The sequence below is a fragment of the Ruegeria sp. YTSA219 genome, assembly GCF_059609985.1.
The window spans coordinates 289,269-301,206 of record NZ_JBXWMT010000001.1 but is presented as its reverse complement, the minus strand read 5'-3'; the positions used below and the strand labels follow the sequence as shown (position 1 = coordinate 301,206).

The 11,938-nt window shown below is 55.3% G+C and carries 11 protein-coding genes; 8 read left to right on the top strand and 3 right to left on the bottom strand.

Features of this window, described 5'->3' with window-relative positions; all coding sequences use genetic code 11:
* Positions 1-85: 85 nt before the first annotated feature.
* Positions 86-634, top strand: a complete 549-nt coding sequence (locus AC2FFB_RS01485) for a peroxiredoxin (protein ID WP_496687851.1) — start codon at positions 86-88, stop codon at positions 632-634.
* On the opposite strand, the gene AC2FFB_RS01480 is transcribed toward AC2FFB_RS01485, so the two are convergent.
* Both AC2FFB_RS01480 and AC2FFB_RS01475 read right to left on the bottom strand, forming a co-directional pair.
* The gene (locus AC2FFB_RS01480) at positions 612-1,601 is read right to left on the bottom strand and encodes a hydrogen peroxide-inducible genes activator (protein WP_496712601.1); all 990 of its coding nucleotides are present in this window, start codon (positions 1,599-1,601) and stop codon (positions 612-614) included. The genes AC2FFB_RS01485 and AC2FFB_RS01480 overlap by 23 nt on opposite strands.
* 52 nt (positions 1,602-1,653) lie before the next feature.
* A complete protein-coding gene (locus AC2FFB_RS01475) occupies positions 1,654-2,757 on the bottom strand; it encodes a DUF6456 domain-containing protein (protein WP_496874409.1) in 1,104 nt (367 codons plus the stop codon).
* 241 nt (positions 2,758-2,998) lie between these two features.
* Between AC2FFB_RS01475 and AC2FFB_RS01470 the strand changes: the two genes are divergently transcribed.
* On the top strand, positions 2,999-3,307 hold the full coding sequence (locus AC2FFB_RS01470; RefSeq protein ID WP_142634139.1) for a DUF6477 family protein: 309 nt from the start codon (positions 2,999-3,001) through the stop codon (positions 3,305-3,307).
* Here AC2FFB_RS01470 and AC2FFB_RS01465 read toward each other — a convergent pair.
* The gene (locus AC2FFB_RS01465; protein ID WP_281972186.1) at positions 3,300-4,844 is read right to left on the bottom strand and encodes a trimethylamine methyltransferase family protein; all 1,545 of its coding nucleotides are present in this window, start codon (positions 4,842-4,844) and stop codon (positions 3,300-3,302) included. The two genes, AC2FFB_RS01470 and AC2FFB_RS01465, sit on opposite strands and share 8 nt — an antisense overlap.
* Before the next feature lie 276 nt (positions 4,845-5,120).
* On the opposite strand from AC2FFB_RS01465, the gene guaA reads away from it, so the two are divergent.
* The 6 genes from guaA to AC2FFB_RS01435 all read left to right on the top strand — a co-directional run bounded on the left by guaA (position 5,121) and on the right by AC2FFB_RS01435 (position 11,933).
* A complete protein-coding gene (gene guaA, locus AC2FFB_RS01460) occupies positions 5,121-6,680 on the top strand; it encodes a glutamine-hydrolyzing GMP synthase (protein WP_496874408.1) in 1,560 nt (519 codons plus the stop codon).
* A gap of 96 nt (positions 6,681-6,776) precedes the next feature.
* Positions 6,777-7,676 (top strand): DMT family transporter, encoded by a 900-nt coding sequence (locus tag AC2FFB_RS01455; protein WP_142634145.1) that lies wholly within the window; start codon positions 6,777-6,779, stop codon positions 7,674-7,676.
* Between the two features lie 125 nt (positions 7,677-7,801).
* Complete coding sequence (locus AC2FFB_RS01450; protein WP_142634147.1) at positions 7,802-8,926, top strand: OmpP1/FadL family transporter; 1,125 nt, start codon at positions 7,802-7,804, stop codon at positions 8,924-8,926.
* A 234-nt stretch (positions 8,927-9,160) separates the two neighbouring features.
* Positions 9,161-10,033 (top strand): ATPase, encoded by an 873-nt coding sequence (locus tag AC2FFB_RS01445; protein WP_496874407.1) that lies wholly within the window; start codon positions 9,161-9,163, stop codon positions 10,031-10,033.
* 39 nt (positions 10,034-10,072) lie between these two features.
* Positions 10,073-10,990 (top strand): homoserine O-acetyltransferase MetA, encoded by a 918-nt coding sequence (gene metA / locus AC2FFB_RS01440; RefSeq protein WP_142634151.1) that lies wholly within the window; start codon positions 10,073-10,075, stop codon positions 10,988-10,990.
* Positions 10,991-11,048: 58 nt separating this feature from the next.
* The gene (locus AC2FFB_RS01435) at positions 11,049-11,933 is read left to right on the top strand and encodes an alpha/beta fold hydrolase (RefSeq protein WP_496868419.1); all 885 of its coding nucleotides are present in this window, start codon (positions 11,049-11,051) and stop codon (positions 11,931-11,933) included.
* Positions 11,934-11,938 lie beyond the last annotated feature (5 nt).

The following is an 11,938-nucleotide window of genomic DNA, read 5'->3' as shown; positions in this document are numbered from 1 at the left end:
ACGCACCTGGAACATCCGCCATTGAAGCGGATTTGGAATCCTTTTAAGTCCACGAAAACCGTACGTGATTCACAGGAGTTCGATCATGAAGTCTGGCACCAAACTGCCCGAAGTGACCTTTCACACCCGCGTCCGAGACGCTTCTGTCGAAGGACCAAACCCCTTCCGTTGGGAAGACAAGACCACGGCGGACTATTTCGCAGGAAAGCGCGTGATTCTGTTCTCACTGCCTGGCGCATTCACCCCGACATGTTCGACCTATCAGTTGCCCGGTTTTGAAAACGGCCACGCAGATTTCAAAGCCGCAGGTGTGGACGAGATCTATTGCATGTCCGTGAATGACAGCTTTGTCATGAACAAATGGGCACAGGATCAAGGCCTGAAAAACGTCAAGGTCATCCCTGATGGCTCAGGCGAATTTACACGTAAAATGGGCATGTTGGTCGACAAAGATAATCTAGGCTTTGGCATGCGGTCCTGGCGCTATGCGGCCATCATCAATGACGGCATCGTAGAAGCCTGGTTTGAAGAGCCCGGACTGATGGATAACTGCCCCGAGGACCCCTATGGCGTTTCTTCACCGGAAAACCTGATGAAACATCTAAACGAAGTCAAAGAGCCGGAACTGGCCTGAGTTCGTCCTCAACAGAAAAGCCCGCTTCAGGCGGGCTTTTTTGTGAATAGCGCGTTTGCGTGACAATGCTCTCGCCGACGGTGCGAATGGTATCCGCCAGGCTTTCGAACCAATCTTCCTGCGAGGTAGAAGATCGACGAACTAGCCCCACTGTCCTTGCCGGCTGCGGCGAGGCAAATCGCATCAGCTCAAGACCCGGTACCGCGTCGGATTCGGAACGGGCGGCAAGCTCTGGCATGAGCGTCAATCCAAACCCTTCGGCAACCAAACGGGATAATGTCGCCAAAGACGAGGCACCCATGTTAATCAGACCGCTGCTGCGGTCCTGACCACAAACCTCCAGGGCCTGATCCGTCAGGCAGTGCCCATCATCCAGTAGCATAAGCTGTGCATTTTGAAGGTCCAAAGGGCGCAAACGCTCTGTATCGCTGGAAAAATTGCGCAACCGTGCCGAACTTCCGGCCAATAAGAACCGATCCTCGAACAAGGGAAATTCGAACAATTCGCTTCCCCCGGAGGGCAGCGCGACCACACCTGCGTCGATCTCACCAGCGCGCAGCATCGTCAACAGGCGCTCTGTCCGCGCTTCGCGTATCTGCACTCTCAAAGAAACATCGGCCGCCCTTAACCCCGCCAGAACACCTGGCAGAACATAGGGCGCAATCGTCGGGATTATTCCGATCGACAAAGACCGATGCCCGCTTGAGTGATCCTTGGCAAATTGGTCGAGCCTGTCCGAGGCACCAAGTATCTGACGCGCATATTCGAGCACATCCCGCCCCAAAGGGGTAAGCAATATGTCACGGGCCTTACGCTCGAACAGGGCACCACCGAGGGTTTCTTCTAACGCCTTGATCTGAACCGATAATGCCGGTTGCGAAACGTTACACATCTGTGCCGCCCGCCCAAAGTTGCGCTGTTGCGCAACAGCGTTAAAGTATAGGAGCTGTCGAAGGGTAAAGTTCATAACCCCTAGCTATCACTCCGCCCTGAAACCGCAACCAAAACCGATCAAAGCGTTATCCGATCATACGGCTTCGCTCTTCCTGATCCTGGTAGTGACGTTTCAGGCGCTGTAATGCGATACGCAAAACGATTTTGCCGGACCGCGCTGACCACCCCATTCGCTTTTCCGCCAATTCCAACCCCTCCAGATAGCAACAGCAGCGCAAAGCCACGTCGCTCAACCCCGGTCCAAGGTCAGACAATGCACGCTCTACGCGGTCGCGCGCTTCTGAAGAACCCCGGTTGCCAGTGTCGTCGCTTCCAAAACTTCCGCGCCCACCGGCAGTCAGGAAATGGTCCCAGTTCTGTGCAACCTGAGGTCCGATCTGAGCCAGTTCAAAATCCTCGCGCAGGCGCTCTCCTGCCCCGACAAGTGCTTCATCTAAAAACGGCTTTCCATCCCGATCCCGACGCCTTGCCAGGGCGATCAGCGGGCTTTCTGCGGCGCTATAGCGCATTCTTCTGGGACGTTCTGGATGGGCGCGGTTTGTCGTCGCGTGAGAGGGCGCCCCATGAAACGAAGCAGGCGCTTCTGCCATTCCATGTTCGTTGCGAGACCTTGCCTGGTTCTCGAAATCGGCCATTAATTGGCTCAGTGCCGTGCGGCCCGCGCTGGTAATCCGGTAGCGCGATATCCGGCCTGGGTTGTCGCAGGAAATCCAATCCTTCAACGCCAATGCCTGTGCAATCCTGCAATCAACCACTGCAGTCCTGGTCGCAGCGGCGTCGCCGGTATCGCGCACCACCACTGCTTTGTTCATTTCTTCAGCGACAGCCAGGACCGAACCGGTCTCACACAGTCTGCGCAGTACCCTTAGGGCCTCGTGGTTGAATTCTTCTTTTTCGACGTGTGAATTATGACTGAACGCTGAAACCGTGCGATCAGAAGCATCATTGACCGAAAAATGTTCTTCGGCCAACGACTGCAAAGCCGCATCCACCAATGGATCGTCACGACGCATCTCAATTCGGCGGATTTGTCTAAGAATGGTCGAAGCATGGCACCCCGCAGATCGCGCAATATCGCGGATCGACTGGCCGGTTTCTGTGTGGGCCAGGTATCGCTGTGCCCCCTCAGGTACCCAAGCCGGAATGGTGAAAGCCATGTTGTTTTCCATAGTTCTGTGCCCTCATCGACGAAACAATCTGTTCTCTATCGCCCCCGGTGACTTTGTTAACCAATTCTAACTAGAGTCGCTTTCGTTACTCGTTCGTTAACTGCCGGAGGTGATGACCAGATTTCATTCAAATTCATAAACACTCATGAAGCGAGAGTTCGGGGAGAACCCGATTAAGGCAACACCCGCTTAGGTTGTGTAACAAATTGGGCAACATTAATCCGACAAGTGGAGCCCAATGATGCAGGACCTGATGACCATGATTTCCGCCCTCCGCCGCCCCCGCCTATTGGCGCGGGCAGCCAAACACGGCGCACAGGACTATGATCGGGACCGCCACCTGCAACGCATACTTGGGTACGGATCGCTACCTGGGTCGGGTGCGGCGCTGATGCGTTTGATGGATATTGAACGAGAGGTTAACGCGCAGAGACTGGCAGAAGATGCAGGCTATTCGCTGGTCCGTCATTTGGACCTTCTGATCGCGCTATTGGGTGAGGCGCAGCTGTACAAAGCCAGCCGCGCCTCACAGTTTTCAGTTATCAGCTGAAAGCGTCCGGCATGGAGGTCTTTTTCTTTTCAACATATTCGGTCAAAGCGCTGTGAATTCCCGGGTCGAGTTCCGGTTGCTTGTAGTTGGCAATCAAATGCTCGACCCGAGACGAGGCCAACTGCCGCGTATCGCGCGCGCCCTCGTCTTCCCAGGTTTCGTAAGGTTTGTAGTCCAGCAGGTCGGACTTCCAGAACGCCTCTTTGAAGTTTGCCTGCGTATGGGCACATCCCAGATAGTGGCCACCCGGGCCGACCTCGCGGATTGCGTCCATGGCCTGAGCGTTCTCATCATAGGCCACACCCTTGGCCAGACCGTGCAGAACGCCAAGTTGATCTGCGTCCATGACGAACTTTTCAAAGTCCGCAACCAGGCCGCCTTCAAGCCAGCCGCAGGAATGCAGCATGAAGTTCACACCCGCCATCAGCCCCATGTTCAGCGAGTTCGCGGTCTCATAAGCGGCCTGCGCATCGGGCAGTTTCGAGCCACAGAACGACCCGGCTGAGCGGAACGGCAGACCCAGACGCCGCGCCAGCTGTCCCGCGCCATAGGTAACCATTGACGCCTCGGGTGTGCCAAAGGTTGGCGCGCCTGAGTTCATGTCGATCGACGAAACGAAAGCACCAAAGATAGCAGGCGCTCCCGGGCGGATGATCTGACTGTACGCGACACCGGCCAAAACTTCGGCCAGAACCTGTGTCAATGTCCCCGCTATCGAAACCGGCGCCATCGCACCACCGACGATGAACGGCGAGATGATGCAGGCCTGATTATTCCTGGCGTAGACTTCCAGCGACCCCATCATCACATCGTCGAAGGTCATCGGCGAGTTGATGTTGGTCAGCGAAGTCATGACCGTGTTTTCCTGAACAAACTCTTTGCCGAACAGGATCTCACACATTTCCACCGAATCCTGAGCGCGGCTGGGATCGGTGACCGAGCCCATGAATGGCTTGTCCGATAAGGTCATATGCGCCATCAGCATGTCCAGGTGACGCTTGTTCACAGGAACGTCTGTGGGTTCGCACACAGTACCGCCCGAGTGGTGCAGCCACTTTGACATGTAAGCCAGTTTCACGAACTTGTTGAAATCGTCCATGGTCGCATAGCGACGGCCACCCTGCGCATCACGCACGAACGGAGGGCCATAGACCGGCGCCAGAACCAGATTGCGACCGCCGATGACCACGGACTTTTCAGGGTTTCTTGCGTGCTGCGTGAACTCGCTTGGCGCAGTTTTGATCAACTCGCGCGCAAGGCCGCGTGGGATGCGCACCCGTTCGCCATCCACATCGGCGCCCGCGTCTTTCCAACGTTCCAGCGCCGCAGGGTTGTCGACAAAATTGACGCCGACTTCGGCCAGAAGCGTTTCCGCATTTGTTTCGATGATCTGCAACGCTTCTTCGTTGAGAACCTCGAAATTCGGAATATTGCGTTCGATGTACTTTGCGGTCTCGATACGAACCGCTGTACGTTCGGCCCGGCGGGCAGCGCCACCGCCACCTCTCGCCCTGCGCCGGGTGTTTGCCTCTGTCATGAGAAAATCCCGTATCAGTTGTTGAATTTACATGTGTGTTACAGGAACCCGCCGCAATGGCAGTCGTGGATAACGGCGCTATAGGGGAAAAAGCGACAAAATGTCGGGGACAACCGCCACAAATGACCCAGCACATGTTTTTAAAGTCGCGCGGGTCTTCGTCATTCGTTTCGGGACCGTCCACCAGACTAGCGGGCCCTAACCACGACCAACTGGCGTGTCTATACCACTTGAAATCCCTTGCGCTTATCATCTTCGCAACCTAGTAGCAGACCCATGACCCAAGACACCCATGACCGCCTTCTGATCATCGACTTCGGCAGCCAGGTAACGCAACTGATTGCGCGCCGCCTGCGCGAGCTGAATGTTTATTGTGAAATCCATCCTTATCAGAATGTTACGACGGACTTTGTTCGGAAAATGGCCCCAAAGGCCGTTATTTTCTCGGGCGGTCCCGATAGCGTGACACGAGAAGGGTCTCCGCGGGTCCCGCAGGAAATCTTTGACATTGGCGTTCCTATCCTTGGTATCTGCTATGGGCAGCAAGTGATGATGCACCAGTTGGGCGGCAAGGTCGAAAGCGGCCATGGCACCGCAGAGTTCGGCCGCGCCTTTGTGACCCCCAAAGGCCAACTGGATATTCTCGATGGTTGGTTCACCGACGGCGATGAACAGGTCTGGATGAGTCACGGCGACCATGTCAGTGAAATCGCGCCGGGGTTTCAGGTTTATGGCACCTCGCCCAACGCACCGTTTGCGATCACCGCAGACACGTCCCGCCAGTTTTATGCAGTTCAGTTCCATCCCGAGGTGCACCACACACCAAAGGGCGCCAAGCTTTATGAGAATTTTGTAAAGCTCGCCGGATTCAGCGGCGATTGGACCATGGGTGCCTATCGCGAGCAGATGATCGCGACGATCCGCGAACAAGTGGGCGATAAACAAGTGATTTGCGGTCTGTCCGGAGGTGTCGATAGTTCGGTCGCGGCGATCCTGATCTACGAGGCGATTGGCGACCAGCTGACCTGTGTGTTCGTTGATCACGGCCTGTTGCGCAAGAACGAGGCTGACGAAGTCGTCGGCATGTTCCGCGACAACTATAATATTCGGCTGATCCACGCGGATGAAAGCGATCTGTTCCTAGGTGAGCTTGAGGGGCAAAGCGACCCGGAAACCAAGCGCAAGATAATTGGCAAGCTGTTCATCGACGTGTTCCAGAAACATGCCGACACGATCGACGGGGCGGAATTCCTGGCCCAAGGTACCCTCTACCCTGATGTGATCGAATCCGTTTCGTTCTCGGGCGGGCCTTCGGTCACGATCAAAAGCCACCACAATGTTGGTGGTCTGCCAGAGAAAATGGGCCTGAAACTGGTTGAACCGCTGCGCGAACTGTTCAAGGACGAGGTCCGCGCATTGGGACGCGAGCTGGGTCTGCCCCAAAGCTTTATCGGCCGCCACCCCTTCCCCGGCCCTGGTCTGGCAATCCGTTGCCCCGGTGAAATCACCCGCGAAAAACTAGATATCCTGCGCGAAGCCGATGCGATCTATATCGACCAGATTCGCAAACATGGGCTTTATGATGATATCTGGCAGGCCTTCGTGGCGATCCTGCCGGTTCGAACCGTCGGTGTCATGGGCGATGGCCGCACGTACGACTATGCCTGCGCCCTGCGGGCAGTTACCTCAGTCGACGGAATGACCGCCGACTATTACCCGTTCAGTCATGAATTCCTGGGCGAAACCGCCACCCGGATCATCAATGAGGTCAAAGGCATCAACCGATGCACCTATGACATCACGTCGAAGCCTCCGGGCACAATCGAGTGGGAATGAAAACAAGCCGGGCCAGTGCCCGGCTTTTTTGTTTCTGCGAAACAAATATTTAGTTACCAATCAACATCGTAGAACTCCTAATGCGCGGGCAACTCAATGGAAAGCAGCAAACCCCAAATCGGCAAAGCCGCGCTGTGGATGATCGGGGCAATCGCATCTTTTACGTCTATGGCCGTGGCCGGACGTGAGCTGAGCGTCACCCATGACACCTTTGAAATCATGTTTTATCGCAGCCTGGTCGGCATGTGCGTGGTCAGTCTTGTCCTGACGGTTACCGGAAAGTGGCATCAGGTATCGACCGAACGGATTGGCCTTCACGGGGTAAGAAATACCCTGCATTTCACCGGTCAGAATCTCTGGTTCTACGCTGTTTCCGTGGCACCACTGGCACAGGTCTTTGCACTTGAGTTTACGCAACCGATCTGGGTGATCCTGCTGTCCCCGATGCTGCTGGCCGAGCGGTTGACAGTCGTGCGGGTCCTTTCAGCACTTATCGGTTTTGCTGGTATCCTTATAGTCGCACGACCGGGGGCTGTTCCGTTAAGCGCAGGAATTGTCGCCGCCGCGATGTCGGCGGTGTTCTTCGCTTTGACTACAATTTCCACCAAAAAACTCACGCGTTCTGCAAGCATCGGGTGCATCATGTTCTGGCTGACCGTTATACAGGCCGGTCTTGGGCTGGCAGCCTCTGCGATCGACGGAGAACTTGCGTTACCAACGATGGCAACCGCGCCTTGGCTTTTGCTTGTAGGGCTTGCGGGCCTATTAGCGCATTTCTGCATTACGAATGCACTCTCAATCGCACCGGCTACGGTTGTGATCCCATTCGATTTTGCGCGCCTTCCTACAATCGCGATTGTCGGTATGCTTTTCTATCATGAGGCTCTCGATCAGTGGACGCTCGTGGGGGCTGCTGTCATTTTTGTGGGTATCTTCCTTAACGTTCAGTCGGAAAACCGTAACAGTTTAGCAACAGATTCTCGCAACACTCACTAAGGGTAACGTTCAGTCACCCGTTGACCAGCTATTGTTGAGAGAGTGAAATCCACCTGTAAGAATAACTCGGTTGTGCGCAGACACCACAAATTCGCGCAACTTAGCGATATAATTGGGAGGAATGGATGAAGAAGACGCTTCTACAGGCGTGTGCTTTGTGCGTGGGCGCAACAAGCATTCAAGCCGGTGGTCTGGACCGTAGTGGACAGGGAATCAATATCATTTTCGAAGAGGGATCCGTGGTCCAACTTCGTCTTGGATATGCGTCACCCGACGTAAGCGGTGAACAAAATGGCGTAGAATCAGGTGATGTGTCGAATGCTTTCTTCTCACCGGGCCTGGCTTACAAACGTTCATTTACTGACAAACTGGACTTTGCGCTGATCTATGATGAACCATTCGGTGCGGATATTGGGTATTCCGCCGACTATCCCCTGTCGCAGAATCCAACTGCAGCGTTTGGAGGACGCAGCGGGATTCTGAGGGCCAGCGCTGATGTCGACTCCCTCACCGCATTGTTGCGCTACAAGCTTGACGGTGGCTTCAGCGCCATTGGCGGTATTCGCGCGCAACGTGCTAGCGCAAAAGTCGTTGTACCGGCAGCAGCCGGATACGAATTTGATGCGGATGCCGATACTGACTTTGGTTATCTCGTCGGGGTTGCCTGGGAAAAACCTGAAATCGCAGCTCGGGTTTCGCTGGTCTACAACTCCAAGATCACTCACGATCTGTCGTCGACCGAGTCGTTCAACGTAGTGCCGCCCGTCCCCGCCGGGTTGCAAACAATCGATGACACGACCAGGGTCGAGACACCGCAATCCATCAACCTGGATTTCCAGACCGGGGTTGCCCCAAAAACGCTGGTGTTTGGATCGATCCGCTGGGTTGACTGGCCTCAGACAGTAGTGGCACCTGCCGCCTATGTCGGGATCGTTGGGGACAACCTCGTCGACTTTGACGACGACACATTCACCTATACTCTTGGAATGGGATATCAGTTCTCAGAGGCTTTTTCTGGTGCGATATCTACATCTTACGAAAAGTCGAATGGTACCGAAGTATCAAACTTGGGGCCGACTGACGGTTTCTGGAGCATTGGCGTAGGCGGTACTTACACCGTGGAAAATGCTCAGATCTCGGGCGGTGTCCGTTATACGGACATTGGCGATGCGACAACCACCACGGGTGGTGAATTCAGCGGCAACTCTGCCTGGAGCGTCGGCCTTCAGTTGACCTACTCTCTGAACTGATCAGCGACAAAACCGATCTCCAAGGCTCCGCCCTCCGGCGGAGCCTTTTTTGCATAGATCCGCATGATCACGAATTGAGATGATGCGGTCCTGCGTGGCAAGGAACAGATATCTACTCCCATTCTGGCATAACGAAACCTGTGCCCAAGACTGTTGGTTCTAAACAACCGCTGCACGCGCGATTGACGCCGCCCCCCACCCGTTTTAGCAAGGTCGGAAAAGGGATAGTGGACAATGATCTACAACTCGGCAAAAGACTGGCGGGAAGCCGCGCGCAAAAAGGTGCTGTTTTTTGGCATGTCAGGCCTGGGAAAGACCTATGTGTCCAACGTTCTGCGCGATTCCGGGGACTGGTTCCACTATTCGGTCGATTACCGGATCGGCACGCGATACATGGGCGAGTATATCATCGACAACGCCAAAGCCGAGGCCATGAAGGTCCCTTTCCTGCGTGACCTGCTGTTGTCTGATTCCATTTACATCGGATCAAATATCTCGTTCGAGAACTTGACCCCTGTCGCCGCCTATCTGGGAAAACCGGGCAACCCGGCACGGGGCGGCATGGAGCTGACAGAGTATAAACGCCGTCAGGAACAATTCCGTTTGGCAGAAATTCACGCTCTGCTGGATACCGAGTATTTCGTGGATCGGGCGCAGAGATTGTACCAATACCCGCATTTCATTTGCGATACTGGCGGTTCGATCTGCGAATGGGTTGATCCCGACGATCCGCGCGATCAGGTCCTGACTGAGCTGTCGCGCCAAACGCTGATGATTTGGATCAAAGGTGATGACGACCACACGTCCGAGCTGATCAGGCGCTTTGACCGTGCGCCCAAGCCCATGTCTTATCAGCCCGAATTCCTGACACGTGTCTGGGACGAATATCTGACCCAACAAGGCTGTTCCGCCGAACAGGTCGATCCCAACGCATTCATTCGCTGGACCTATGCCAAAGCTCTTGCGCATCGGCAACCGAGATACAGGGCGATGGCCGACAACTGGGGTCTGACGATCGCTGCCAGCGACATGCACAGTATTCGCGACGACGGTGATTTCGATGAGTTGATCGAACGTGCCCTTGAGACCCGGCCAAAGCGCGATTAACTACGGCACTTACACTCTTAAACCAAAGGCTTGCATCCGATGCCGATCAAGATTCCCTCAGACCTGCCTGCATATGACGTTCTCACCAATGAGGGCGTCATGGTCATGTCCGAGGATCAGGCAATGCGTCAGGATATTCGCCCCCTTCGGATTGGGTTGCTGAATCTGATGCCCAAGAAGATTCAGACCGAAAACCAGTTCGCGCGACTCATCGGTGCAACCCCTCTGCAGATCGACCTGTCGCTGATCCGTATGACCGAACATCGGACCAAGAACACCGCAGCCGAGCATATGGCCGAGTTCTACCGCCCGTTTCAGGAGGTAAGGGACCAAAAATTTGACGGCCTGATCATCACCGGCGCCCCGATCGAACATCTTGAATTCGAGGATGTCACCTATTGGGAAGAGATCAGCGAAGTATTTGACTGGACCCAGACAAATGTCCATTCGACCTTTGGCGTGTGCTGGGGCGGAATGGCGATGATCAACCATTTCCATGGGGTGCGTAAACATATGTTGGACGCCAAGGCTTTCGGATGTTTCCGGCACCGCAATCTGGCTCCCTCCTCACCGTTTCTGCGCGGGTTTTCCGATGATTGCGTCATCCCGGTCAGCCGGTGGACCGAGATGAAGCAGGCCGAAATCGACAACGCTACCGGCCTGACCACCCTGTTGGGAAGTGATGAGGCAGGCCCCTGCTTAGTCGAAGATAAGGACCATCGTGCGATCTATATCTTCAACCACTTTGAATATGACAGTGATACGCTCAAGCAGGAATATGATCGCGATATCGACAACGGCACACCGATAAACGTGCCGATGAACTACTATCCAGACGACGACCCCTCGTGCCGGCCTCAGAACAGATGGCGCAGCCATGCGCACCTGCTCTATGGCAACTGGATTAACGAAATCTATCAGACAACACCGTTCGATATGGATCAAATTGGTTCTTAAAACCATCATAGCTCTTGCCCTGCTGATTGCTGGCCTGGCCACCGTAACAACTTGGCGCGTGTCACGGAACGAAGCTGTAGCCGAAGCCAGTTTCCCACCCGAGGGTCAGCTGATCGACGTCGATGGAGTCAGCGTTCATGCCGTAGTCATGGGGCACGGGCCCGATGTCGTGCTGATCCACGGGTCCAGTGGCAACACTCGGGACATGACTTTTGCCCTCGCCCCAATTCTGGCAGAAGATTTCCGTGTCATTGTTTTTGACCGGCCCGGATTGGGGTATTCCGACAGCTTCAATCCGGACGGAGAAACCCTTGAAGAACAAGCCGAAATCCTACGCCGTGCAGCTGTCAAGCTGGGCGCGGACAAACCCATTGTTGCAGGGCAAAGCTATGGCGGGTCGGTGTCGCTGGCCTGGGCGGTTACACAGCCCGAACACATCTCGGCGCTGGTGTTGATTGCCCCCGCCGCGATCCCTTGGGAAACGCCGCTGGATGGTTTCAACCGAATGGCCGCGACCAAACCCGGAAACGCGCTTGTGCTGCCGTTGATCAACGCCTTTGTCCCCGATTGGTATGTCGAGCAGGCCCTAGACGGTGTCTTTTCCCCCCAAACTGCACCCGAAGGCTATGCCGAACATTTCGGCCCCGGGCTGACCATGCGCCCGGCTTCGATGCATGCCAACGCAATGCAACGCGCCAATCTGTTGGACGAAGTTCGTGCGCTGCAGCCGCGCTATAAGTATATTTCGGTCCCGACCGAGGTTGTGCATGGCACCGCCGACACAACGGTCGGGTTGGAATGGCATGCGGAACCCCTGATCGACCAAATCCCCGGCGCTGAACTGATCGAATTGCCGGGAATTGGCCATATGCCACAGATCGTTGCCGCACCCGAAGTAGCGGCCGCAATCATCCGGGCTGCTCAGCGGGCGGGTTTGCGTTAATTCCG

Excerpts from the sequence above, each read along its gene's own strand:
- AC2FFB_RS01450 (WP_142634147.1), top strand. The coding sequence starts at position 7,802 with ATGAAGAAGACGCTTCTACAGGCGTGTGCTTTGTGCGTGGGCGCAACA.
- AC2FFB_RS01455 (WP_142634145.1), top strand. The coding sequence starts at position 6,777 with ATGGAAAGCAGCAAACCCCAAATCGGCAAAGCCGCGCTGTGGATGATC.
- guaA (WP_496874408.1), top strand. The coding sequence starts at position 5,121 with ATGACCCAAGACACCCATGACCGCCTTCTGATCATCGACTTCGGCAGC.
- AC2FFB_RS01480 (WP_496712601.1), bottom strand. The coding sequence starts at position 1,601 with ATGAACTTTACCCTTCGACAGCTCCTATACTTTAACGCTGTTGCGCAA.
- AC2FFB_RS01475 (WP_496874409.1), bottom strand. The coding sequence starts at position 2,757 with ATGGAAAACAACATGGCTTTCACCATTCCGGCTTGGGTACCTGAGGGG.
- AC2FFB_RS01465 (WP_281972186.1), bottom strand. The coding sequence starts at position 4,844 with ATGACAGAGGCAAACACCCGGCGCAGGGCGAGAGGTGGCGGTGGCGCT.
- AC2FFB_RS01445 (WP_496874407.1), top strand. The coding sequence starts at position 9,161 with ATGATCTACAACTCGGCAAAAGACTGGCGGGAAGCCGCGCGCAAAAAG.
- metA (WP_142634151.1), top strand. The coding sequence starts at position 10,073 with ATGCCGATCAAGATTCCCTCAGACCTGCCTGCATATGACGTTCTCACC.
- AC2FFB_RS01470 (WP_142634139.1), top strand. The coding sequence starts at position 2,999 with ATGCAGGACCTGATGACCATGATTTCCGCCCTCCGCCGCCCCCGCCTA.
- AC2FFB_RS01485 (WP_496687851.1), top strand. The coding sequence starts at position 86 with ATGAAGTCTGGCACCAAACTGCCCGAAGTGACCTTTCACACCCGCGTC.